Genomic DNA, 22,814 nt, shown 5'->3' on the forward strand with positions numbered 1-22,814 from the left:
GGCCCGCCCCCTCCTGAAGGAGGGGGCGGGCCGACGTCGTCCCCGGCGCGGGTCAGCGGCCGAACAGCCCGCCCAGCAGCCCGCCGCCGCGGCGGCTGCGCGTGCCGAACACGCCGCGCACCACCTCGCGGCCCAGCTGTGTGCCGGCCGACTTCACGAAGTTGCCCATGGCCCTCTCGAACTCGCTGGGCTTCTCGGCCTCCCGCCGCGCGCGCTCGGCGGCCTTCTCCTCCTCGCGGCGCATCTTCTCGAGGTCGCCGAGGTCGACGCCGGAGACCACCGTGCCGCCGTCGGCGCGCCCGTCCGCCAGGCGGGCGTCCTCCCCGCGGGCGCTGCCGCCGGTGGCGGGAGCCTCCGCGGCCTCGGCCGCCAGCTTCTCCGCCGCGGACTCCCGGTCCACGGCCGTGCCGTACTCCGCCATGAGCGGGGAGGCCGCCACGATCGCCTGCATGGCCTCGGCCGCGGCGGGCTCCATGGCCGACTCGGGGGACCACATGCGGGTCAGCGCCACGGGCGTCGGGGCCCCGTCCGGATCCATCACCGTGACCACGGCCTCGCCGACCTTCGCGGAGGTGAGGACCTCGGCGAGGTCGTAGTCCGTCGTCGGGAAGGTCTGGACGGTCTGCTTGAGCGCCTTGGCGTCCTGCGGGGTGAAGGCGCGCAGCGCGTGCTGGACGCGGTTGGCCAGCTGGCCGAGCACCTCGGCGGGCACGTCCTGCGGCGTCTGGGTGACGAAGAACAGGCCCACGCCCTTCGAGCGGATGAGCCGCACGGTGGTCGTGATGGAGTCCAGGAACGCGTCCGAGGCGCCCTTGAAGATCAGGTGCGCCTCATCGAGGAAGAACACGAGCTTGGGCTTGTCCAGGTCGCCCGCCTCGGGGAGCTCGGCGAAGAGGTCGGCCAGCAGCCAGATCATGAAGGTGGAGAACAGCTGCGGCTTGGTGGCCAGGGTGGGCAGCTCGAGGGCCGAGATCACGCCGCGGCCGTCCGGGGCCACGCGCAGCAGCTCGGCGGTCTCGAACTCGGGCACGCCGAAGAAGCGGTCCATGCCCGCGGCCTCCAGGCCCGTGACCTCGCGCAGGATCACGTTGGCGGTGGCCTTCGCGACGCCGCCCAGGCCCTTGAGGTCGTCCTTGCCCTCGTCGCTGGTCAGGTGGGTGACCACGGCCTTGAGGTCCGTGAGGTCGTCCAGCGGCAGGTCACGCTCGTTCGCCCAGTGGACCATGAGCTGCAGGCAGGACTCCTGGGTCTCGTTGAGGTCCATCACGCGGGAGAGCAGCAGAGGGCCGAAGGCGTCCACGGTGGCGCGCACCGGCACCCCGACGCCGTCGCCGCCCAGGGCGAGGAACTCGACCGGGTAGGCGCGCGGCTCCCACGGCATGCCGGTGGCGGCGGTGCGCTCGGAGAGCTTGTCCGAGGCCGTCCCGGCGGTGGCCAGGCCGGAGAGGTCGCCCTTCACGTCCGCGAGGAACACGGGGACGCCGGCCTTCGAGAGCTGCTCGGCCATCATCTGCAGCGTCTTCGTCTTGCCCGTGCCGGTGGCGCCGGCCACGAGGCCGTGGCGGTTCATCATGCGCAGCGGCAGGCGCACGGGCACCTCGGGGTGCACCTCGCCGTCCACGACGGCGGCCCCCAGCGTGAGTGTGGGGTCCTCGAAGGTGTAGCCCTGGCGGATGGACTCGAGCAGGCCGTCGCCCGCGGTGTTCTCGCTCATGCGGCTCATCCTAGGGCGCACCCCGGCCGTGGCACGTGCGCCGCCGGCGGGCGGGCTCGGCACGGTCAGGCCAGCACGAGCGCCACACCGATCATCGCCGGGATCGCGACGACCGTGGTCACCAGGATGGTGTCCTTCGAGACGCGCAGGCCGGCGTCGTAGCGCACGGCGGAGACGTACACGTTCTGCGCCGTGGGCAGGGAGGCCAGCACGACGGCGACGAACACGTGCCGGGCGTCGAGCCCGAACACGAACTGGGCCAGCACCCAGGCCAGCAGCGGGTGGACGAGCAGCTTCACGGCCGAGGCGATCAGCACGTCCGCCCGACGGCCGCCGGCCCGGGCGAGCGGACGCGAGCCCACGAGCGACATGCCGAACGCGAGGAGCATGGCCGGGATGGACAGCCCGCCGATCAGCTCGACGGACTGCATGAGCGGCCCCGGAAGCGCCCAGCCGGTGACGGAGAAGAGCAGGCCGAGCATCGCGCCCCCGACCATGGGGTTGCGGGCGGTCTGGCCGAGCTGGGCGAGCGCCGCCCGTCCGGGGGAGCGGCGCACGGCCCGCCGGCCGGAGGCCCGCTCCTCGGCCTCCCGTGCCGTCGTGGCGTCCATGGCGGCCACGTACAGCGGCGTGTAGACCGCCAGCTGGAAGATGAGCGCCGGCGCGGCGAGGGCCGCGTCGCCGAGCACGTACGTGGCGATCGGGATGCCCAGATTGGCCGAGTTGACGAGGGACGAGCTCAGGGCGGCCATGACGCGCTCCGAGGGCGGCCGGCCCTGGAGCAGGGGCACCGTGACGGCCAGGTACACGCCCGCGGCGGCGAGCGCGGAGATCGCGGCCACCCACAGCTGGGGGCCCAGCACGGCGGCGACGTCCGCGCGGGAGAGGGTGACGAAGAGCAGGGCGGGGTTGCCCACGAAGAACGCGGTGCGCGAGAGCACCGTGCGGGCGTCCTCGCCGAGCACGCCCGTGCGCCCCACGAGGAAGCCGACGGCGATGATCACCCACACCACGGCGAAGCCGGAGAGGACCTGCTGCACGTCGGGCCTCCTTCCGGGGAGTCGCGGGGGACGGTGTCGTGAGACCAGGGCTCGCGCCGGGGCTGCCGGGGCCTCGCGGCGGGCCGCGCGCACACGGCCCGCACAGGGTACCCCGGGCGGGGCGCTCGAGACGGGTGCCGGCGTCGTGAGGGGCCGTGCGCACGAGGAAGGGGCCGGATCCTGGTGGATCCGGCCCCTTCGGTGGAGCGGGCGACGGGAATCGAACCCGCGTATCTTGCTTGGGAAGCAAGCGCTCTACCATTGAGCTACGCCCGCGCAACCGCTCGGCTCTCGCCTGCGGCGCGGACACCACCCTACACCAGCGCCCGCACTCAGGCCGTCGCGTGCCCCTGGCCTGCAGCGGCGGCCCGCTCCCTCGCCCGCTTCGCGCGGGATCGGCCGAAGCCGTCCGCGTAGCGGGCCAGCACGGGGCCTGCCACAGCGAGGAGGAGCACGTACGCCGTGGCGAACGCCGACACCTCGGGCGGCATGGACCCGGAGGCCACGGCCAGGCCCGCGATGACGATGGAGAACTCGCCGCGGATGGTCAGCGTGGCGCCCGCCCGCCAGCGGCCGGCGACGCCGATGCCCGCCGCGCGCGCCGCGAGGTAGCCCGTGGCCACCTTCGTGGCGGCCGTGACGACGGCGAGGGCGAGCGCGCCCAGCAGCACGGGCGGCAGGGCGCGCGGGTCCGTGTTCATCCCGAAGAGCACGAAGAAGAGGGCGGCGAAGAGGTCCCGCAGCGGCTCGAGCACGGAGCGGGCCTGCTTGGCCGCGGCCCCGGAGATCGCGATGCCCAACAGGAACGCGCCCACGCCGGCGGACACCTGGAGCGCCCCCGCGAGGCCGGCCACGAGCAGGGCGAGACCGAGGAGCTTGAGCAGGAACGCCTCCTGGTCCGGGGACTGGACGAGCCGGGAGATCTGCGGGCCGAACCGCAGGGCGGCGAGCAGGACCACGGTGACCACCACCAGGGCGACGCCCACCGCCGTGAGCCCGTCCATGAGGGCGCTGCCGGCCACGAGGGCCGTCATGAGCGGCAGGTAGACGGCCATGGCGAGGTCCTCGAACACGAGGATGGAGAGCATCACGGGGGTCTCGCGGTTGCCCACACGCCCCAGGTCGCCGAGCACCTTCGCGATGATGCCGGAGGAGGAGATGAACGTGATGCCGCCCAGCACCACCGCGCCCACGGCACCCCAGCCGAGCAGGAGGCCGGCGAGCGCGCCGGGGGTGACGTTGAGGACCACGTCGAGCACGCCGGCCTTCCAGGAGCCGCGCAGCCCCCCCACGAGCTCGCGGGCGGAGTACTCCAGGCCCAGCATGAGCAGGAGGAGCACCACGCCGATCTCGCTGGCCAGGTGGCTGAACTCGGCGATCGGCTCCATGGGGCCGTGCACCACCCCGGCCTCGTCCGCGGTGGGGAACAGCAGCCCGGCGACGCCGATGAGCAGCCCGCCGAGCAGGTAGAGCGGCACGGGGGACATGCCGATCCGCCCGGCCAGGCGCCCGAGCATGCCCAGCAGCAGCAGGACCGCGCCGAGCTCGATGAGCGCGAGGACGGTGGTGTCCATGGGCGCTCCTCTCCGGGGTCGGCGTGCGCGGGGCGGGCCCCGTTCGGGGGCTCGTCCGGCGGGGCGGGTCAGGCGTCGAGCAGGCGTTCGGCCGTCCGGGTGCCCTCGCTCGTCCCCACGACGATCAGCAGGTCCCCGCCCTCGAGCAGGAAGTCGGGGCCGGGGGAGGGGTGGGTCTGCCCGGCCCGCACGACGGCGACGATGGACACGCCCGTGCGGGTGCGCATCTTCGTGGCGCCGAGCTCGGCGTCCGCGTAGGGGGAGTCAGCCGGGAGGATGAGCTGGCGCGTGGTGATGCCGGGCAGGTCCGCGTGCTCGCCCTCCAACTGGGAGACGAGCTGCGGCCCGGCCAGGAGCCCGCCGAGGCTCGCTGCCTCGCTCGAGGAGAGGGCGACGGCCGCGGCGCACGCGTCCGGGTCGTCCGCGTCGGCGAGGAAGAGGTCGGTGGTGCCGTCGCGGTGGATCACGACGCCGATCCGCCGGCCGTCCGCGAGGTCGAGCTCGCGGCGGACGCCGATGCCCGGCAGGGCGGTCTCGTGCATGCTCATGGCGCACACTGTAGCGCCGGATACACTGGCGTCGTGCTGCTCTCCGACCGCGACATCCGCGCCGAGCTCGAGGCCGGCCGGGTCGGCCTGGACCCGCTGGACCCCTCGATGGTCCAGCCTGCGTCCGTGGACGTCCGCCTGGACCGCTTCTTCCGCCTCTTCGACAACCACCGCTACGCGCACATCGACCCCGCGCAGGAGCAGGACGAGCTGACCCGCCTCGTGGAGACGGCCCCGGACGAGCCCTTCATCCTGCACCCGGGCGAGTTCGTGCTCGGTGCCACCTATGAGCAGGTCACGCTCCCCGACGACGTCGCCGCGCGCCTCGAGGGCAAGTCCTCGCTCGGGCGGCTGGGCCTGCTGACCCATTCGACCGCCGGGTTCATCGACCCCGGCTTCACGGGCCACGTCACGCTCGAGCTCTCCAACGTGGCCACCCTGCCCATCACGCTGTGGCCGGGCATGAAGATCGGCCAGCTGTGCTTCTTCCGCATGAGCTCCCCGGCGCAGACGCCGTACGGCGCGGGCGCCTACCAGAACCGGTACCAGGGACAGCGCGGCCCCACGGCCTCCCGCTCCTTCCAGAACTTCCACATCACCCGCATCGAGCGCTGAGATGGCCACGACGCCGGCCCCCGCCCCCGTCGCCCGGCGCGGCCAGGTCCTCGCGTGGGCGGCGTGGGACTGGGGCTCGGCCTCCTTCAACGCCGTCATGGTCACCTTCGTGTTCGGCACGTACCTGGCCTCGGACGCGTTCGGGGCGGACGAGCGGGGCACGGCGTGGCTCTCCGCCGCGATGGCGCTGGCGGGCGTGCTGATCGCCCTCACCGCGCCCGTGCTGGGCCGGCAGGCGGACGGCGCCGGCCGCCGTCGCCTGTGGCTGGGGCTCACCACCGCCGCGGTGATCGCGTGCACCGCGGCCTGCTTCTTCGTCACCCCGCACGAGTCCTCCCTGCTGCTGGGCGTCACCCTGATCGCGCTGGGCACCGTGTTCTTCGAGTTCGCCGAGGTGCAGATCAACGCGATCCTCGTGCAGATCTCCACGCCCGCCACGATCGGACGGGTCTCCGGCATCGGCTGGGGCGCGGGCTACCTCGGCGGGATCGTGCTGCTGCTGATCGTCTACCTCGGCTTCGTCTCCGGGGACGCCCACTGGTTCGGCGTGGGCGAGGACGAGGCGCTCAACATCCGCGTGGTCGCGCTCGTCGCCGCGGCATGGTTCCTCGTCTTCGCGGTCCCGGTGCTCGTCGTCGTCCCGGACCCGCCGCCGGCCCGTGCCGCGGACGGACGTCCGCGCCGGGAGACGATCCTCGGCTCGTACGCCGGGCTGGGCCGCACCCTGGCCCGCATGTGGCGCGAGGACCGCAACACGCTGCGGTTCCTCGTGGCCTCCGCGGTGTTCCGCGACGGCGTGGGCGCCGTGTTCGTGTACGGCGCGATCCTGGGCACCACGGTGTACGGGCTCGACCCCGCGGACGTCATCCTGTTCGCGATCGTGGCGAACGTGGTGGCCGCGCTCGGCGCCTTCGCGGGCGGGCGGCTCGACGACCGCATCGGCCCGCGCCGCGTGATCCTGGGCTCCCTCCTCGCCATGGTCCTCACGGCGGCGGCGCTGTTCCTCGCCTCGGGGACCACGGCGTTCTGGATCGGCGGCCTCGTGCTGTGCCTCTTCGTCGGCCCGGTCCAGTCCGCCTCGCGCGCGTTCCTCGGCCGCGTGACCACCCCGCGCACGGCGGGGGAGGTGTTCGGCCTCTACGCGACGACGGGCCGCGCCGTCGGGTTCATCACCCCGGCGCTCGTCTCCGTGGCCCTCGCCGTCCAGCCGGACAACCGCGCCGTGATCCCCGTGATCGGGATCGTGCTCGTGGCGGGCGCCGCCCTGTTCGCCGGGGTCGCGGAGCCGGGCGCGGCCGAGTCGGGCGCCGCGGCCCCCGCCGCCGACTGAGCCCGTCCCGCCCGACGCGGCCCGATCCCGTAAAGTGGCCACAGCCCTCCACCGCCCGTCTGCCCCGGGGATCCCATGCTGCTGAGCCTCATCGCACTGTTCGCCGTTGCGCTCTGTGCTCCCGCGATCTTCCGGTGGACGGGCCGGCAGGGCTTCTACCTCCTCGCCGCGGTCCCGGCCGCGGGATTCCTCTGGGTCCTCGCGCAGTTGCCGCACGTGCTCGCCCTGCAGGAGGCCCTCGACGCCGGCGCCCCCGCGCCCGCCGAGGCGGCGCACCTGGAGCGCACGGTGCCGTGGGTGCCCTACCTGGACATCGACCTGGCCTTCCGCCTGGACGCGCTCGCCGCCTTCATGTCGCTCATCGTGCTGGGCGTGGGCGCCCTCGTGCTCGCGTACTGCGCCCGCTACTTCGCCCCCGACGAGCGGCGCAGCGGCGTCTTCGGCGGGCAGCTGCTCGCGTTCGCGGGCGCGATGTTCGGCCTCGTCACCACGGACGACCTCATGGTGCTCTACACCTTCTGGGAGATCACCTCCGTCCTGTCCTTCCTGCTGATCGGCTACTCGGGCCACCGGATCTTCGCCCGCCGCTCCGCCATCCAGGCCCTGATCGTCACCACCTTCGGCGGCCTGGCCATGCTGGTGGGCCTCGTCATGCTCGCCCACCTCTCCGGCTCGTGGCGGGTCTCCGGCGTGCTGGCCGTGGCGCCGGCCCTCGTGGCGGACGCCGCGGTGCGCGGGATGCTGGAGGCCGCCGTCGCGCTCGTGCTGCTCGGTGCCCTCACCAAGTCGGCCCAGGCGCCGTTCCACTTCTGGCTGCCGGCCGCCATGGCCGCCCCGACCCCCGTGTCCGCGTACCTGCACGCGGCCGCCATGGTGAAGGCCGGCGTCTTCCTCGTGGCCCGCCTGGCACCCGCCTTCGCCACCCTCGTCTCCTGGCAGACGCTCGTGCTCGGCGTGGGCCTGGCCACCCTCCTCCTGGGCGGCTGGCGGGCGATGCGCCAGGACGACATCAAGCTCATCCTGGCCTACGGCACCGTCTCGCAGCTCGGCTTCCTCATGGTGGCCAACGGCCTGGGCACCCGCGACGCCGCGATGGCGGGCCTGGCGATGCTCCTGGCCCACGCGATCTTCAAGGCCCCGCTGTTCATGGTGGTGGGCGTGATCGACCACGAAGCCGGCACCCGCGACCTGCGCGAGCTCTCCGGCATCGGCCGCCGCCACCCCGTGCTGGCCGGCGTCGCCGTGCTGGCGGCGGCCTCCATGGCCGGCCTGCCGCCGCTGTTCGGCTTCGTGGCCAAGGAGTCCGTGCTGGAGACCCTGGCCGCCCACGGGGAGCACGGGGCCGGGGCCTGGGCCTGGGCCCCGTTCGTGCTCATGGCGGTCGGCTCCGTGCTCACGTTCGCGTACACGTGGCGGTTCGTGTGGGGCGCGTTCGGGCGGCGCGACCCACGGGACGCGAAGGAGCCCGGCGTCGGCGGGCCCCGCCCCGTCACCGAGTTCCACTCGCCCGTCACGGCGCTGCAGCTCGGACCCGCCGCCGTGCTCGCGGTGGCGTGCCTGGTCCTCGGGCTCGTGCCGGGCAGCGTGGCGCCGCTCGTGGAGGCGGCCACGCACGGACTGGCGCCGGCGTCGCCCGGTGAGAAGCCCGCGCACCTCGCACTGTGGCACGGCTTCACCCCGATCCTGGCGGTCTCGGCGGGCATCTGGGCTCTGGGCGCCCTGCTGGCGTGGACCCGCCGCCCCGTCCAGGCCCTCCAGGCCCGCCTGCAGTCCCCCGTGGACGCCGCCCGGACCTACGGCCGGCTCATCGGCGTCCTCGACGAGGTCGCCGTGTGGGTCACCGGCCGCACCCAGACCGGCTCGCTGCGCCGCTACCTGGCCATCATGTTCGCGTGCGCGTCCGTCCTGCCCCTGGGGTTCCTGCTCCTGCCGGTGGGGGACTCCGATCGCGTCCTGGCCACCTCGTTCCTCGACGCCCGGATCGTCCTCGCGGAGTCGCCGGCCCAGCTGGGCGTGGCGGTCCTGCTGTGCGTGGCGGCCGTGGCGACCGTCCGCGCCCACCGCCGCTTCATGGCGGTCATGCTCGTGTCCGTCACGGGCTACGGGGCGGCCGCCCTCTTCGCCATGCGCGGCGCCCCGGACCTGGCCATCACGCAGGTGCTCGTGGAGTCGGTCGTCCTCGTCACCCTCATCTTCGGCCTGCGCGTCCTCCCGCCGGAGTGGCTCGCCCGACGCGAGGGCAACCGCAGGCTGACCCGCCTGCTGCTGGCCCTGTCCTTCTCCGCGGTCATGGTGTGGGTCGCGGCCACGTCCCTGGCCGCCCGCACCGCGGAGCGGATCTCCGTGCCCATGCCGGACCTCGCCTACGAGTTCGGCTACGGCACCAACGCCGTCAACGTGACGCTGGTGGACATCCGCGCGTGGGACACGTGGGGGGAGATCACCGTGCTCGCCGCGGCCGCCACGGGCGTGGCCTCCCTCGTCTTCCTGCAGCACCGCGACGGCCCCGGCAAGGACATCGCCGACGTCCGCTCCGGGAGCGTGGGCGACTTCGGCGCCGACTCCGCTCTCGGCGCCCGGGAGCTCACCGTGGTCCGCGCCTTCGCGGTGGACGACACGAACAACCAGTGGCTCGTGGCGGGGCGCACCATGGCGCCCGAGCGGCGCTCGATCATCCTCGAGGTGGTCACGCGCTTCATGTTCCCGATCATGATGCTCATGTCCCTCTACCTCCTCCTGGCGGGGCACAACACCCCGGGCGGCGGCTTCGCCGGCGCCCTCCTGGCCGGGCTGGCGCTGACCCTGCGGTACCTCGCGGGGGGGCGGTTCGAGCTCCAGGAGGCCTCGCTGATCCCCGCCGGCGCGATGCTCGGCCTCGGCCTGGGCCTGGCCACGCTCGTCGGCATCGCCCCCGTCTTCTTCGGCGGCCAGATCCTGCAGTCCTACGCCCTCGAGCTCCACGGCCTGCCCCTGTTCGGGGACCACCTCAAGTTCGTCTCGGCCACCGCGTTCGACGTGGGCGTCTACCTCGTGGTGGTGGGCCTGGTCATGGACGTGCTGCGCTCCCTCGGCGGCGAGGTGGACCGGCGCGGAGAGGCGGCCCGCCGGGCCCGCCGCCGCGCCGCGGAGCGCCGCCGGCACCCCCGCCTGCCCACTCCGTCCACTCCGACCGGCCAGGAGGCCGCCCGATGACGACCGTGGACCTGGCCCTGCTGGCCGCGATGGGCGTGATGTTCACGTGCGGGATCTACCTCGTGCTGGAGCGCAACCTCACCCGCATCCTGCTGGGCATCATGCTCATCAACAACGCCGCGATCCTCCTGCTCTTCGCGAGCGCGGGCGGAGTGGGGCAGGCGCCCCTGCGGATCGAGGGCACGGACCCCCGGGCCTACGCGGACACCCTCCCGCAGGCCCTCATCCTCACCGCGATCGTCATCGGCTTCGCCACGAGCGCCTTCCTCACCGCCATGATCTACCGCTCCTGGCTCATCAGCCGCGAGGACCTGATCCAGGTGGACGCGGAGGACGTCAAGATCGCCAGCCAGCCCGCGTGGGACGTCGAGGACGACTCGGTGCTCGTGGAGGAGTCCTCCGAGTTCATCGACGACGCCGCGGACCCGAACGCGCACTACGAGCACGCGACCCCGGACGCGCCCCGCGCACCGGAGCGGCGGTCCGTCCGCCCGGCCGCGGCGGCACGCACCGCCCCGTCGGCACGGAAGCGTCGCGGCCGGCCCCAGGACCAGGAGGGCGAGCGCCCATGACGATCGGCTCCGTGCCCCTCACCGACCTCGCCCCGCTGGCCGTCATGCTGCCGGTGCTCGGGGCCGCCGTCACGTTCACCCTCGTGGGCCGGCCCCGGGCCCAGGTGAGCGTCACCGTCCTCGCGCTCTTCCTCACGCTCGTGCTGAACGCGGCCCTGCTCGCCGCGGTGTGGGAGGCGGGCGTGGCGGTGGTGGAGCTGGCCGGGTGGCCCGCACCGCTCGGCGTCGTGCTCGTGGTGGACCGGCTCTCCGCGCTGATGCTCCTCGTCTCCACGATCATCACCCTCGCGGTGCTCCTGTACGCCTCGGCGCAGGGCCTCATCAGCCGCGACGAGGGCGGGCCCGTCTCGATCTTCCACCCCACGTACCTGATCCTCGTGGCCGGCGTGTCCAACGCGTTCCTCGCCGGCGACCTCTTCAACCTCTACGTGGGCTTCGAGATCCTCCTGACCGCGTCCTACGTGCTGCTCACGCTCGGCGGCACGGCGCAGCGGATGCGCGCGGGCGTCACCTACGTGGTGGTCTCCGTCGTCTCCTCCGTGCTGTTCCTCATCGCGATCGCCATGATCTACGCGGCCACGGGGACGGTGAACATGGCGGACCTGGCGGTGAAGCTCGGCGAGCTGCCGAGCGACATGCAGATGGTGCTCCACGTGATGCTCCTCGTGGGCTTCGCGATCAAGGCCGCCGTGTTCCCCCTCTCCTTCTGGCTGCCGGACTCCTACCCCACGGCTCCGGCACCGGTCACCGCCGTGTTCGCGGGACTGCTCACCAAGGTCGGCGTGTACGCCATGATCCGCACGGAGACCCTCCTGTTCCCCGGGGAGCACGTGAACGATCTCCTGCTGGTGGTCGCGGGGCTCACCATGATCGTGGGCATCCTCGGGGCCCTCGCGCAGACGGACATCAAGCGCATCCTCTCCTTCATCCTGGTCTCCCACATCGGCTACATGGTCTTCGGCCTCGGGCTGGCCACCCAGCTGGGCCTGGCGGCGACCGTGTTCTACGTGGCGCACCACATCACGGTGCAGAGCGCGCTGTTCCTCGTCACCGGGCTCATCGAGAACCGGGCCGGCACGGCCAACATCGACCGCCTCGGCTCCCTGGCCCGCGTCTCCCCGCTCGTGGGCCTGCTCTTCCTTATCCCCGCCCTCAACCTGGGCGGCATCCCGCCGTTCTCCGGGTTCCTCGGCAAGGTGGGCCTGCTGCGCGGCGGCGTGGAGCAGGGCGCACCGCTCGCGTACACGCTCGTGATCGTCTCCGTCCTCGCCTCGCTCCTCACGCTGCTGGTCATGGTGCGCGTGTGGACCCGCGCGTTCTGGCGCAGGGTCGAGGACGTGGAGCATCCGCCGGCCCAGCTCGTGGCCGCGTACCAGCGCGTCCTCGAGCGGGGGGAGCGGCCCAAGCGCCTCAGCGCCGGCCTCGTCGTCCCCACCGCGGCGATCGTGGCCCTCAGCGTCGCGTTCACCGTGCTCGCGGGGCCCCTCTACGGCCTCGCGGACCGCGCCGCCACGGACATGCTGGAGCGCACGCCCTACATCGGCGCCGTGCTGGGCGAGGACGCCGCGGAGCGCGCCGCGGAGAGCCTGCGCAACGACCCGACGGAGGTGCACGATGCCCACCGCTGACCCTCGCCCGCCGGCACCGCGCACGGCGCCGTCGCGGGACCGGGAGCAGACCGCGGACCCGGCCGTTCCCGCGGGCCTGGGCTCCGCCCGCGCGGCGCCCCGGCCCGGCAGTCTCCGTGCCGTGCTGGGCCAGTGGCCCCTCGCCCTCGTCCTCACCCTGGTGTGGGGAGCACTGTGGCAGGACTTCGGCCTGCACGTGCTGCTGCCGGGACTCCTCTTCGCCGCGCTGGTGATCGTGGTGTTCCCCATGCCCGCGATCCCGTTCAGCCGCCGGTTCAGCCCCTGGCACGCGCTCGTGTTCACCGGCCGCTTCCTCGCGGACGTGGTGCGCTCCTCGCTCTCGGTGTCCGCCGTCGTGCTCACGCGGGGCAGGCGGGTGCACAGCTCGATCGTGGGCGTTCGGCTGCGCAGCCACGACGACCTCCTGATCACCCTCGTCAGCCACGCCCTGGCCCTGGTGCCCGGCTCGATCGTGCTGGACGTGGACCGCGCCGACGCCACCCTGTACCTGCACTGCCTGAACGTGACGACGGACGAGGAGATCGCCGCGGTCCGCGCCAAGGCCCTGCGCGTGGAGGCCGGGATCATCCAGGCGGTCGGCTCGCGCACGGACCTGGAGCTGCTGCGCCGCTTCCCCGACTCGGCGCCCCCGCGGGCCGAGATCGCGGGCAACCGGCGGCATCCCGCCTACGGGCCCGCGGCGGAGGAGGAGCGCGCATGATCGACCCGATGACCGTGGCCGCCTACGGGGGCGGCGCGATGCTCTTCGTGGGCGCCGTGGCCGCGCTGCACCGGATCGTGCGGGGCCCGTCCCTGCTGGACCGGGCGATCGCCATCGACGTGCTGCTCGTGGTGCTCTCCTCGGCCCTGGTCCTGGAGATGGCCGTGCACCGCCACACCCATGACATCGTCCTCGTGGTGCTGGCCGCCACGGTGGGCTTCGTGGGCTCGGTGACCGTGGCCCGCTTCGTGGAGGACCGCCGCCCGGAGCACATGCGGGAGGAGATCTCCCTCGTGCCCGGCACCACCGACATCCCGGGCTCGGAAGACGCGCCCGCCGAGGGGGGAGACCGATGACGGACCCGCTGCTGCTGCTGGACTGGCTGGCCGCCCTGCTGATCGTGGCCGGCGCCTTCTTCTCCCTGGTGGCCGGCGTGGGCCTGTTCGTGCTGCCCGACCTGCTCTCCCGCATGCACGCGGCCGCCAAGCCCCAGGTGCTGGGCCTGCTGCTCATGCTCCTGGGGCTCGCGGTGCTCTGGCGCTCGTGGGCGTGGGCGCCCATCCTGCTGCTGGCGTGGGTCGCCCAGATGGTGACGGCCCCCGTGGCCTCCCACCTGGTGGGGCGCACGGGCTACCGCACCAAGCACGCCCAGCACGGGCTGCTGCACCGCGACGACCTGGCCGCGGCGGCCCGCCGCGTGGAGGCCGCCGACGGCGGCGCCCCGCGGCGTCGCCCCCGCCGCCCGCCCGCGGCGCAGCGCGGCGAGGACGCGCCGCACGGCCCGGACCGCGGCGGGAGCCCGACGGGCTGAGCCCGTCGCGCGGGGTCTCAGACCTCGTTGGCGCCGCGGCGGGCGGTCTTCTCGGAGGCCTTGCGGATCGCGGTGCCCGCGCCGCGCTGTCCGGCCACCTTGATGAGCGCGGCCACGCCGGCGGAGATGAAGGCGAAGGAGAGCGCCTCCACGAGGGGCAGCGTCTCGTCCGCGGCGTCGTCCGGTGCGTCGTGCCCGGTGGCGAGCTTCCAGCCCCCGGCCACGAGGCGGGAGCCGATGACTCCGCCGGCCAGGGTGATGCCGGTGGAGAGGATCTTCTGGGCGATGGTGTTCATGGTGCGCCTTCCGTGGGGTGGGACCGGTCCGGGAGTCAGCCTAGCGCGGGGGGGATCAGGCGTCCGAGGTGACCGGGTCCCCGCTGACGTGGTGTCCCGGATCGCCGTCGGCGTCCAGCCAGGCCTGGAGCCGGGCCGTCAGGGTGGGGTCAACGGGCGTCTCGCGCCCGTCCACCGCGCGCACGGGGAGCACGCCCCGCACGGAGGAGGCGAGCCAGATCCCGTCCACGTCCTCGAGGTCCGCCGGGACGAGGGGGCCGTAGCCGAGGCGCCAGCCCGCGGCGTGCGCGGCCGCGAAGACCACCGCCTGGGAGGTGCCCGCCAGGATGCCCTTCTGCCGCAGGGGGGTGAGGAGGCGGCGCCGGCCGTCCGGATCGTGCCGCGCGATCAGCACGGTGGAGGTGGGACCTTCGAGGAGGAAGCCGTCCGAGCTCGTGAAGATCACGTCGTCCGCCCCGTGGGCGCGCGCGTGGCGCAGGGCGGCCATGTTCACGGCGTAGCTGAGGGTCTTCGCGCCCGTGAGCAGCCAGGGGGCGTGCTCGGGGGCGGTGGAGTCGATGCCGCGGTCCAGCAGGAGGACGCGGACGCCCGCGCGGCGCTCGGCCTCGTCGGGGGCGGGCACCGGGGTCAGGAGCACCCACGCGGTCGGGTGCGGCGCCGTGCCCGGCGCCGCCTCGGGGCCGCGCGTCGCGGTGAGCCGGACGGAGAGCCGCGCGCCGGGCGCGGGGCGGCTCGCCGCCTCGACGGCGCGCAGGCCGGCGTCGACGGCGGCCTCCCACGCGGCGGCGTCCGGCGCGGGCAGGCGCAGCGCCGTGGCAGAGGAGGCGAGCCGGCCGAGGTGGGCGCGCAGCTTGCGCATCCGCAGCGTCCCGGCCTCGTCCGCGACGGCGAGCGCGGTCTCGAACAGGCCGTCGCCCCGCGTGACGCCCTGGTCTGTGACGCGCAGGTGCGGCACGTCCGGGTCCGCGACCCGGGGACGGACGAGCCCGTGCGCATCCTGCTCGAGCAGGACGAGCACGGGCTCGTGGGCGGCAGGGACGAAGGGCGAGTCGGCGGGCATGGCCCCAGGATAGTGCCGGTCCCGCAGGCTCAGGCGCGGTGCAGGCCGCCCGACTCGGATCCGGCCCCGGTCGCAGCAGGGAGGCCCTCCGCGGCGTCGGCGGGACTGTGGGAGCTGCCGTGGCGCTCGAGCTGGGCGCCCTCCACGTCCACGTCCGGCATGATGCGCTCGAGCCACCTCGGCAGCCACCAGGCGGACTCGCCCAGCAGGTGCATCAGCGCGGGCATCAGCAGCAGGCGCACCACGAAGGCGTCCAGCAGCACGCCGAAGGCGAGGCCGAAGCCGATGGGCCGGATCATCGCGTCGTGGGAGAACACGAAGCCGCCGAAGACGGAGATCATGATGATCGCGGCGGCGATCACCACGGACCGGCCGGCGCGCAGGCCGCTCATCACGGCGCTGCGGGCCGGCTGGCCGTGGGCGTAGGCCTCACGCATGCCGGACGCGATGAACAGCTGGTAGTCCATGGCCAGGCCGAACAGCACGCCGATCATGATCGTCGGCAGGAAGCTCAGGACCGGGCCCGCATGGTGCACGTTGAACACCGAGCCCAACCAGCCCCACTGGTAGATGGCCACCACGCCGCCCATGGCCGCGAACACCGAGAGGACGAAGCCGCCGGTGGCGATCAGCGGGACCAGGATGGAGCGGAACACCAGGATCATGATGAGCAGGGACAGCCCCACCACCACGCCGAGGTAGAGCGGCAGGGCCGAGGCGAGCTTCTCCGAGACGTCGATCGCCCCGGAGGTCATGCCCGCCACCGCCAGGTTCGAGGCCTCGCCCGCGGGCTCCACCGTGCGCAGCTCGTGCACCAGGTCCTCGGTGGAGACCGCGTTGGGCCCCTCCTCGGGCAGCAGCTGCAGCATGCCCAGGGTGCGGTCCTCGTTGAAGCCCGCCGGCACCACCGCGCCGACGTGGTCCAGTGCCGAGAGCTGCTCGCCGACGGCGAGCTGGGCGTCCGTCGCCTGCTCCTCCGAGAGCCCCTCGGGCAGGTCCGTGGTCACCACGAGGGGGCCGTTGTAGCCCTCGCCGAACTTGTCGGCCATGAGCTCGTAGGAGACCTGGGCGTCGGAGCCGACCGGCTCGGACGCGCCGTCCGGCAGGCCCAGGCGCATCGAGAAGAAGGGGATGGAGACCGCCACGAGCAGGGCGATCGCGCCCAGGGTCGTGGCCACCGCGGCGGGGGTGGACATCTGCGGCGAGCGGTGCGCGCCTCGCACGGCATGGGCGGCCTCGGCGGGGTCGGCACCGGTGAGGGGGGCCGTGTGGGAGCCATCGCCCGACGGGGTGAGGGCCTCCAGGCGGGTGCGCTCCTTGCGGGAGAGCACGCGCGTGCCGGCCAGCGAGAGCAGCGCGGGCGTCAGGGTGATGGCCACGAGCACGGCCACGAGCACGCACGCGGCGCCGACGGTGCCCATCAGGCCGAGGAACGGGATGCCGGTGACGTTGAGCGCCACGAGCGCGATGATCACGGTGAGGCCGGCGAACACCACGGCGTTGCCGGACGTGCCGTTGGCCAGGGCGATGGACTCGCGCAGCGGGGTGCCGCGGCGCAGCTCCTGCCGGTGGCGGTTGACGATGAACAGCGCGTAGTCGATCCCGACCGCCAGGCCGAGCATGAGCCCCAGCACGGGGGTCACGGACATCATCTCCACGACGCCGGAGAAGGCGAGCGCGCCGGCGGCGCCCACCCCCACGCCCACGAGGGCGTTCACGAGCGGCAGACCCGCGCCCACGAAGGTGCCGAGCATGAGCACGAGCACGATCGCGGCGATCACGAGGCCCACGACCTCGCCCGGCCCCACGATCTGCGGGACGGTCTGGCTGAGCTGCTGGGAGGGCAGGACCCGCACCCCGTCGATGTCCGCCGCGGTCAGGACGCCCGTGATGGCCTTCTTGTCCTCCGCGGGCACGTCCATGGACGGCTGGTCGAAGGAGACGATCCCGACGGCGGTCGAGCCGTCCTCGGAGACGGCGCGGTAGCCCTCCACGAGGTCCACGGTGCGCTGGCCGCGCTCGGCCTGGGTGCGGGCGTCGGCGAGGTCCTGACGGCCCGTGGCGAGATCCTCCTCGGCCTGCTCCAGCTTCCGCTCGTTGGCCGCGATCTCCTCGCGGCCGGACTCGAGGTCAGCCCTGCCCTGCGCGAGCGTCTCGCGGCCCTCGTCGATCGTGGCCTGCTGCTTCTCGAACTCGGCGCGGGCGGCCTCGCGGGCCTGCTCGCGGCCGGCCTCGAGCTGGGCCTGACCCTCGGCGAGCTCCTTCTCGGACGCCTGCAGCCGGGCGCGGCCCTCGGCGAGCTGCTCACGGCCGGCGTCGACCTGCGCCTGTGCCGCGCTCAGCTGCTCGAGGCCGGACTGGACCTCCGCCTCGCGGGCCTTCAGCTCGGCGTTGGCGGCGTCGAGCTCGGCCTGGGCCCGCTCGATCCGGGCCGCGCCGGCGTCCAGCTCGGCCTGCTGCGCGGCGAACTGCCCAGTGACCTGCTCGGCAGGGACGCCGGCGGCCTCGCCCTGCGCGAGGGCCTGCTCGCGGGCGGCGTCCAGCCGGGCCTGGCCGGCCTCGAGCTGCGCCCGCTGCTCCTCGAGCTCGGCCTTGCCCTCCTCGTACTGGGCCCAGCCCTCGCCCAGCTGCTGACGGCCGGCGTCGAGCTTCTCGCGGTTCGCGTCGACCTCGGCCTGGCCGGCCTCCACCTTCGGCGCCTGCTCCTCGATCTGGGCCCGGCCCTGCTCGAGCCGGGCGCGGCCGTCCTCGAGCTTCTGCTCGGCCTCGCGCAGGGGCGCGGTGGCGTCCTCCGGCAGGGCGGCCAGGCCGCGCTCCTGGAAGTCGGTGCGCGCGGCGTCCAGCGTCGCCTGCCCCTCCTCGAGCTGCCGGGCCGACTCCTCGAGCTTCGCCTGCCCGTCCTCGGCCTGCTCCTTCGCCTCGGCGATCCGTGCCCGGCCGCCGTCGACCTGGCTGCGGCCGTCCGCGAGCCCCTGCTCGCCGTCGGCGATCTGCTGCCGACCGTCCTCGAGAGCGGTGCGGGCGTCCTCCTGCTGCCTCTGCACGTCGAAGGGGTCCACGACGTCGGCCACGGCCTGCTGGTCGCGGACCGTGCTCAGGAGCTGCTCGATCCGATCGCGCTGGTCCGGGGTGAACGCGGAGCCGTCCTCGGTGGCGAAGACCACCTGGCCGGTGCCGCGCGAGGCGTCGGGGAACTCCTCCTTGAGGCGGTCCGTGACCTGGGCCGTGGGGGTGCCCGGGATGGTGACGGCGGAGGAGAGGGTGCCGCCGAAGGCGAGGAAGCCGCCCACGGCGAGGGCCAGGGCGAGGGCCCAGGCGAGGATCACGATCATGGGTCGGCGAGCGGCGCCGAGGCCGAGCCGGTAGAGCAGCTTTGCCATGGGGCGGGGATCTCCAGGGAGCGAGAGGGGGCGTGAGGAGGCGGGGCAGAGGGCCGCCGCGTTGCGCTCAGCGTACAGGTAAGCGGAGCGCCGTGCTCCGTTCATCGTGATCGAGGGACTGTGCGATTGCTCTCCTCCGGCGGCCTGACCTCGCACGTCCGCAACAGGACGCCGCGTTCCCGTGAACCCGTCACTACACTCGTTCGGATGGAGGAGAGCAGCGACGTGGCGGGCACCGCCGCGGCAGCACAGGAGACGTCTGACGACCCCACGGTCCCGGCCGCGCGCCGACGTGGCCGCCCCCGCAGCCAGGCGTCCCGGGAGGCGGTGCTGCGCGCCGCCGCCGAGCTCATGGAGCCCGCGGGCCAGGCGAAGCTCACCATGGAGGGCATCGCGGCCCGTGCGGGGGTGAGCAAGCAGACGGTCTACCGCTGGTGGAGGACGAAGGTGGACGTGCTCGTGGAGGCCGTCGGCGCCGGGTACCTGGACATCCCCCTGCCCCTGCCGCCGGACACCGGGGACCTGCGCGCGGACCTCGCCACGTGGCTGCGCGCGATGGCGGTGGAGATCGACGGCGGCGGCGCCACTCACCTCTCCCAGGCCCTGGTGGGCGCGATCGCCACGGCCGACAGCCAGAGCCAGCAGATCCACGGCGTGCTCGTGGCCCCGCTGCGGCACAGCCTCCACGAGCGGTTCCGCACCGCGGTGCTCGCGGAGGGCGTGGACCGGGAGATGCTGGCCGAGACCGTGGGGGCGCAGCTGATCATGCGCGTGCTGTTCGCCGAGCCGATCACCGAGGAGTGGATCGCCGCGCTCGTGGAGCTCGTGGCGCAGGAGCGGCTCCACGCGTGACGCCGAGGGGCCGGTCCGGTGGGCCCGGTCCACGGTTCAGGGGCCGATCGAGGTCCGCACGTCGGCCGCCCCGGCCGGGTCCTGCGCCGCGAGGTAGCGCTCCTCCTGCGCGGCCCAGCGCTCCCAGTGCGGCGCGTACGCGCCGCCGTCGCGGGCCAGGGCGCGCTCGCGGCGCCTCCGCTCGTCCAGCTCGAGCCAGACGCTCAGCGTGAGGTGGGGCCGGGCTGCGGCGCTCGTGGCGCCCACGCCCTCGCACACCACGACGTCGGCCGGCTCGAGCCGCTGGCCGGCCCCCGGGCGGGCGTGGTGCCAGTCCCAGGCCCGCCACCGCGCAGCACGGCCCGCGCCGAGGTCCCGCAGCGCCGTCACGTACGGCCCTGCGGGGTCGAGCACCGCCTCCAGGCCGTCCCATCCCGCGTAGAAGGACTCCACGTGCAGCACCGCCACGCGGGCGTACGGGGACAGATGCGCCGCGAGGGCGGCCGCGAGGGTGGTCTTGCCGGCGCCGGAGCGGCCGTCCACGCCGACGAGCACGGGGCCTGCCGGTGGTGCGGGGGAGGTCACGGTCCGTCCTCGGCGAGCGGGGCGATGCTCCGGGTGGCCGCGTCCACCACGCGCAGGGCGGTGGCGAGCTCGGCGTCGTCGAAGCCCTCGAGCGCGGCGGCGATGCGGCGGGCCATCGGGCCGAACGCCGCCGAGCCGTCCGCCGAGGCCGCGGGCGTGGGCTCCACGATGACGCGGCGTCCGTCCGTGGCCGAGCGGGCCCGGCGGGCGTGCCCCGAGGCGACGAGACGGTCGATCACGGAGGTCGTGGCAGCACGGGTGAGGTGCAGTCCGTGCCCGAGGTCCGTGGGGGTGGTCGCGAGGCCGCGGCTCGTGCGGCGCATGAGGATCGAGAGGGCGCGCAGGTCCGTGCGGTGCAGGCCGAGGGCGCGGCTCGCCTGGTCGGCGGCCCGGTCGGCCACCTCGGAGAAGGCGCGCAGGCTCGCCAGGAGGGCGAGGGGCTGCTCAGGGCGGTCGGCCGCGGGGGTGGTCACCCCCGGATCCTACCGGCGGGGTCGAATCGTTCGATGATCAAACCATCTTGCTAGGCTGTCCCGCGTGAGCAGCCTCCCCGACCTCTCTCCCTACCGGACCCCCGCCGCAGCGGCCCCCGACGCTCCCGGCCCCGAGCCGTCGCGCGCCGCGGGCGCCCCTGCCGCCGCCCCCGGCGCCCGTGACGAGCGGGCCGCCCGTCCGTCCCGGCTCCTGCGGATCGGCCTCGCGGTGGCGCTGGCGCTCGTGTGGTTCGCCGCGATGGGCCTCGGCGGCCCGACCTTCGGGAAGATCTCCGAGGTCTCCTCGAACGACCAGTCCACGTTCCTGCCCGCCACCGCCGAGTCGACGCTGGCCTCCGAGGCGGCCGCCGGCTTCCGGGACGGCTCGGCGGTCCCCGCGATCATCGTGGGGGAGGCCTCCACGTCAGATCCGGCCGTGGCCTTCCCCGCCCTCGCGGCGCTCGGGGAACGGCTCGGCGAGGTCGAGGGCGTCGAGCGCGTCGTCGGGCCGATCCCCAGCGAGGACGGCCAGGCCGTGCAGTTCCTCGCGCTGATCGGCACGGGCCAGGAGGCGCCGCGGGAGGCCGCCGACGTCGTCGAGGACCTCGAGGCCGTGCTCGCGGACCCGGGCGGCGTGCCCGCCGTGGCCGGCACGCCGGCCGCGGACGCGACCTGGCACGTGGGCGGCCCCGCGGGGCTCGCCTCCGAGCTCGGCGGCGCGTTCGCCGGGATCGACGGGCTGCTGCTGCTCGTGGCCCTCGTCGTGGTGTTCGTGATCCTGGTGGCCGTCTACCGCTCCGTGGTCCTGCCGATCCTGGTGCTGCTCACCTCGATGGGCGCGCTGTGCGCCGCGATCCTCGCGGTGTACTGGATGGCGCGCGCGGACTGGATCCAGCTCAACGGGCAGTCGCAGGGCATCCTGTCCATCCTCGTCATCGGCGCGACGACGGACTACTGCCTGCTCCTCGTGGCCCGCCATCGGGAGGAGCTGCTGCAGAGGGACGGCATCGGCCCAGCCCTGATGGCCGCCGTGCGCGGCTCGTTCGGGGCGATCACCGCCTCGGCGGCCACCGTCGCCGCGGCGCTGCTCATCCTGCTGGTCTCCGACCTCAACTCGAACCGATCGCTCGGCCCGATCGCCGCGTCCGGCATCGTCTTCGCGTGGCTCGCGGCGCTGACCCTGCTCCCGGCCCTGCTGCAGCTCATGGGCCGCGCGGCGTTCTGGCCCACCGTCCCCTCTCCCGAGAGCGCCCGCCGCCGTCGGGAGAAGCGGGCCGCCCGCGGCCGCGGGTTCGTCCAGCCCGAGGACCGCGACGGCGCGCCGATCGCCGGCCTCGAGGAGGACCACGGCGTGTGGACCCGGGTGGCCGCGCTCGTCGCCCGGAACGCGCGCCCCGTCTGGATCGCGACGGCGGCCGTCCTCCTCGCGCTCGCCGCCGGCGTCACGCAGCTGCAGGCCTCGGGCGTGGCCCAGACCGACGTGCTGCTCGGGCAGTCCGACGCGCGGGACGCGCAGGGCCTGCTCTCCCGCCACTTCGAGGCAGGCTCCGGCTCGCCCGCGGAGATCGTCGCGCCTGAGGCGCAGCGGGACCGCGTGCTGGAGATCGTGCGCGGGACCACGGGCGTCGCCTCGGCGGAGCTGGAGGCCGAGCAGTCCGCCGGACCCCCGGCGGGCACCCCTGCCGGTCCGCCCGCCGGTGCGGGACAGCCCGACGCCCCCGCGGAGCCGAAGGTCGTCGACGGCCGCGTCCTCGTCTCGGCGACGCTCGCGGACCCGGCCGACTCCCTCGAGGCCGAGCGCACCGTGGGCGCCCTGCGGGAGAGCCTGGCCGACGTCGAGGGCGAGGTGCTCGTGGGCGGGACGGCCGCGCAGGCCCTCGACGCCAACGAGACCGCCCAGCGGGACCTTCGCCTCGTCATCCCGCTCGTGCTGCTCGTGGTGCTGCTGATCCTGATGGCGCTGCTGCGATCCGTGGTGGCGCCCGTGCTGCTGGTGCTCGCCACGACGCTCAGCTTCGGCTCGGCGCTGGGCGTCTCCACCCTCGTGTTCCAGCACCTGATGGGCTTCGACGACGCCGACCCCACGGTGCCGCTCTACGGGTTCGTGTTCCTCGTGGCGCTGGGGATCGACTACACGATCTTCCTCATGACCCGCGCCCGCGAGGAGACCCCGCGCGTCGGCACCCGGGCGGGCGTGCTGCGCGCGCTCACCGTGACGGGCGGCGTGATCACCTCGGCCGGCGTCGTCCTGGCGGCCACGTTCGCCGCGCTCGCCGTCATCCCGCTCATGTTCATGGTGCAGCTGGCGTTCATCGTGGCGTTCGGCGTCCTGCTCGACACCCTCGTGGTGCGCTCGCTGCTGATCCCCGCCCTCGTGAGGGACATCGGCCCCCGCGTGTGGTGGCCGGCACGAGCCGCCTGAGGGGTGTGCCCCCGCACGCGGA

General features: G+C 74.3%; 19 protein-coding genes and 1 tRNA gene. 10 read left to right on the plus strand and 10 right to left on the minus strand.

Translation table 11 applies throughout. The features are described 5' to 3' along the window. Nucleotides 1-52: 52 nt before the first annotated feature. From AB0302_RS02905 to AB0302_RS02925, 5 genes are all read right to left on the minus strand, one after another. A complete protein-coding gene (locus AB0302_RS02905; protein ID WP_298712465.1) occupies nt 53-1,714 on the minus strand; it encodes a helicase HerA-like domain-containing protein in 1,662 nt (553 codons plus the stop codon). A gap of 65 nt (nt 1,715-1,779) precedes the next feature. Next, nucleotides 1,780-2,754, minus strand: a complete 975-nt coding sequence (locus AB0302_RS02910; RefSeq protein WP_366370482.1) for an AEC family transporter — start codon at nt 2,752-2,754, stop codon at nt 1,780-1,782. A 202-nt stretch (nt 2,755-2,956) separates the two neighbouring features. After that, nucleotides 2,957-3,030: transfer RNA gene (locus tag AB0302_RS02915), tRNA-Gly, on the minus strand. Nucleotides 3,031-3,086: 56 nt separating this feature from the next. Continuing rightward, nucleotides 3,087-4,328: a cation:proton antiporter gene (locus AB0302_RS02920; protein ID WP_366370483.1), complete on the minus strand. Its 1,242-nt coding sequence runs from the start codon at nt 4,326-4,328 to the stop codon at nt 3,087-3,089. A 68-nt stretch (nt 4,329-4,396) separates the two neighbouring features. Then, nucleotides 4,397-4,876 (minus strand): TrkA C-terminal domain-containing protein, encoded by a 480-nt coding sequence (locus AB0302_RS02925; protein ID WP_248116295.1) that lies wholly within the window; start codon nt 4,874-4,876, stop codon nt 4,397-4,399. Between the two features lie 33 nt (nt 4,877-4,909). Here AB0302_RS02925 and dcd point away from each other — a divergent pair, with 33 nt between their 5' ends. From dcd to mnhG, 8 genes are all read left to right on the plus strand, one after another. Next, a complete protein-coding gene (gene dcd, locus AB0302_RS02930; RefSeq protein ID WP_248116297.1) occupies nt 4,910-5,491 on the plus strand; it encodes a dCTP deaminase in 582 nt (193 codons plus the stop codon). 1 nt (nt 5,492) lies between these two features. Beyond that, nucleotides 5,493-6,821, plus strand: a complete 1,329-nt coding sequence (locus AB0302_RS02935) for an MFS transporter (RefSeq protein ID WP_366370484.1) — start codon at nt 5,493-5,495, stop codon at nt 6,819-6,821. A gap of 75 nt (nt 6,822-6,896) precedes the next feature. Beyond that, on the plus strand, nt 6,897-10,013 hold the full coding sequence (locus tag AB0302_RS02940) for a Na+/H+ antiporter subunit A (RefSeq protein WP_366370485.1): 3,117 nt from the start codon (nt 6,897-6,899) through the stop codon (nt 10,011-10,013). Further along, nucleotides 10,010-10,585 (plus strand): NADH-quinone oxidoreductase subunit K, encoded by a 576-nt coding sequence (locus AB0302_RS02945; protein WP_248116302.1) that lies wholly within the window; start codon nt 10,010-10,012, stop codon nt 10,583-10,585. Before AB0302_RS02940 ends, AB0302_RS02945 begins: the two co-directional genes overlap by 4 nt. Further along, nucleotides 10,582-12,213: a Na+/H+ antiporter subunit D gene (locus tag AB0302_RS02950; RefSeq protein WP_298712481.1), complete on the plus strand. Its 1,632-nt coding sequence runs from the start codon at nt 10,582-10,584 to the stop codon at nt 12,211-12,213. Before AB0302_RS02945 ends, AB0302_RS02950 begins: the two co-directional genes overlap by 4 nt. Continuing rightward, the gene (locus AB0302_RS02955) at nt 12,200-12,934 is read left to right on the plus strand and encodes a Na+/H+ antiporter subunit E (RefSeq protein WP_366370486.1); all 735 of its coding nucleotides are present in this window, start codon (nt 12,200-12,202) and stop codon (nt 12,932-12,934) included. The genes AB0302_RS02950 and AB0302_RS02955 overlap by 14 nt, the downstream gene beginning before the upstream one ends. Further along, nucleotides 12,931-13,290 (plus strand): monovalent cation/H+ antiporter complex subunit F, encoded by a 360-nt coding sequence (locus tag AB0302_RS02960; protein ID WP_298712486.1) that lies wholly within the window; start codon nt 12,931-12,933, stop codon nt 13,288-13,290. Before AB0302_RS02955 ends, AB0302_RS02960 begins: the two co-directional genes overlap by 4 nt. Next, entirely contained in the window at nt 13,287-13,745 is a 459-nt protein-coding gene (gene mnhG, locus AB0302_RS02965; RefSeq protein WP_319074549.1) for a monovalent cation/H(+) antiporter subunit G, read from the plus strand. The genes AB0302_RS02960 and mnhG overlap by 4 nt, the downstream gene beginning before the upstream one ends. A gap of 17 nt (nt 13,746-13,762) precedes the next feature. On the opposite strand, the gene AB0302_RS02970 is transcribed toward mnhG, so the two are convergent. Genes AB0302_RS02970 through AB0302_RS02980 form a run of 3 tightly spaced genes read right to left on the minus strand, consistent with a single transcriptional unit; the run spans nt 13,763 to nt 18,481 of the window. Beyond that, the gene (locus tag AB0302_RS02970; RefSeq protein ID WP_248116311.1) at nt 13,763-14,041 is read right to left on the minus strand and encodes a DUF4235 domain-containing protein; all 279 of its coding nucleotides are present in this window, start codon (nt 14,039-14,041) and stop codon (nt 13,763-13,765) included. 55 nt (nt 14,042-14,096) lie between these two features. Continuing rightward, on the minus strand, nt 14,097-15,101 hold the full coding sequence (locus AB0302_RS02975) for an aminotransferase class IV (protein ID WP_319074551.1): 1,005 nt from the start codon (nt 15,099-15,101) through the stop codon (nt 14,097-14,099). 29 nt (nt 15,102-15,130) lie between these two features. Further along, the gene (locus AB0302_RS02980; protein WP_319074553.1) at nt 15,131-18,481 is read right to left on the minus strand and encodes an MMPL family transporter; all 3,351 of its coding nucleotides are present in this window, start codon (nt 18,479-18,481) and stop codon (nt 15,131-15,133) included. Nucleotides 18,482-18,688: 207 nt separating this feature from the next. On the opposite strand from AB0302_RS02980, the gene AB0302_RS02985 reads away from it, so the two are divergent. Beyond that, the gene (locus AB0302_RS02985) at nt 18,689-19,333 is read left to right on the plus strand and encodes a TetR/AcrR family transcriptional regulator (protein ID WP_248116318.1); all 645 of its coding nucleotides are present in this window, start codon (nt 18,689-18,691) and stop codon (nt 19,331-19,333) included. Nucleotides 19,334-19,369: 36 nt separating this feature from the next. Here the strand turns inward: AB0302_RS02985 and AB0302_RS02990 are convergent, their stop codons facing one another. Together AB0302_RS02990 and AB0302_RS02995 are read right to left on the minus strand one after the other, a co-directional pair. Continuing rightward, nucleotides 19,370-19,897, minus strand: coding sequence for a hypothetical protein (locus tag AB0302_RS02990; protein ID WP_248116320.1), 528 nt, complete (start codon nt 19,895-19,897; stop codon nt 19,370-19,372). Continuing rightward, nucleotides 19,894-20,370 (minus strand): MarR family transcriptional regulator, encoded by a 477-nt coding sequence (locus AB0302_RS02995; RefSeq protein WP_248116322.1) that lies wholly within the window; start codon nt 20,368-20,370, stop codon nt 19,894-19,896. Before AB0302_RS02995 ends, AB0302_RS02990 begins: the two co-directional genes overlap by 4 nt. A 64-nt stretch (nt 20,371-20,434) precedes the next feature. Between AB0302_RS02995 and AB0302_RS03000 the strand changes: the two genes are divergently transcribed. Beyond that, nucleotides 20,435-22,792: an MMPL family transporter gene (locus AB0302_RS03000; protein ID WP_319074554.1), complete on the plus strand. Its 2,358-nt coding sequence runs from the start codon at nt 20,435-20,437 to the stop codon at nt 22,790-22,792. Nucleotides 22,793-22,814 lie beyond the last annotated feature (22 nt).

It is taken from the genome of Micrococcus sp. NPDC078436 (genome assembly GCF_040702705.1).
In the GTDB taxonomy this organism is placed as follows: Bacteria; Actinomycetota; Actinomycetes; order Actinomycetales; family Micrococcaceae; genus Micrococcus.

Bases quoted from the DNA above. Each gene is read 5' to 3' on its own strand.
- AB0302_RS02940 (WP_366370485.1), top strand. From the start codon at position 6,897: ATGCTGCTGAGCCTCATCGCACTGTTCGCCGTTGCGCTCTGTGCTCCC.
- mnhG (WP_319074549.1), top strand. From the start codon at position 13,287: ATGACGGACCCGCTGCTGCTGCTGGACTGGCTGGCCGCCCTGCTGATC.
- AB0302_RS02945 (WP_248116302.1), top strand. From the start codon at position 10,010: ATGACGACCGTGGACCTGGCCCTGCTGGCCGCGATGGGCGTGATGTTC.
- AB0302_RS02985 (WP_248116318.1), top strand. From the start codon at position 18,689: ATGGAGGAGAGCAGCGACGTGGCGGGCACCGCCGCGGCAGCACAGGAG.
- AB0302_RS02935 (WP_366370484.1), top strand. From the start codon at position 5,493: ATGGCCACGACGCCGGCCCCCGCCCCCGTCGCCCGGCGCGGCCAGGTC.
- AB0302_RS02920 (WP_366370483.1), bottom strand. From the start codon at position 4,328: ATGGACACCACCGTCCTCGCGCTCATCGAGCTCGGCGCGGTCCTGCTG.
- AB0302_RS02970 (WP_248116311.1), bottom strand. From the start codon at position 14,041: ATGAACACCATCGCCCAGAAGATCCTCTCCACCGGCATCACCCTGGCC.
- AB0302_RS02950 (WP_298712481.1), top strand. From the start codon at position 10,582: ATGACGATCGGCTCCGTGCCCCTCACCGACCTCGCCCCGCTGGCCGTC.
- AB0302_RS02960 (WP_298712486.1), top strand. From the start codon at position 12,931: ATGATCGACCCGATGACCGTGGCCGCCTACGGGGGCGGCGCGATGCTC.
- AB0302_RS02925 (WP_248116295.1), bottom strand. From the start codon at position 4,876: ATGAGCATGCACGAGACCGCCCTGCCGGGCATCGGCGTCCGCCGCGAG.
- AB0302_RS02980 (WP_319074553.1), bottom strand. From the start codon at position 18,481: ATGGCAAAGCTGCTCTACCGGCTCGGCCTCGGCGCCGCTCGCCGACCC.
- AB0302_RS02975 (WP_319074551.1), bottom strand. From the start codon at position 15,101: ATGCCCGCCGACTCGCCCTTCGTCCCTGCCGCCCACGAGCCCGTGCTC.
- AB0302_RS02955 (WP_366370486.1), top strand. From the start codon at position 12,200: ATGCCCACCGCTGACCCTCGCCCGCCGGCACCGCGCACGGCGCCGTCG.
- AB0302_RS02905 (WP_298712465.1), bottom strand. From the start codon at position 1,714: ATGAGCGAGAACACCGCGGGCGACGGCCTGCTCGAGTCCATCCGCCAG.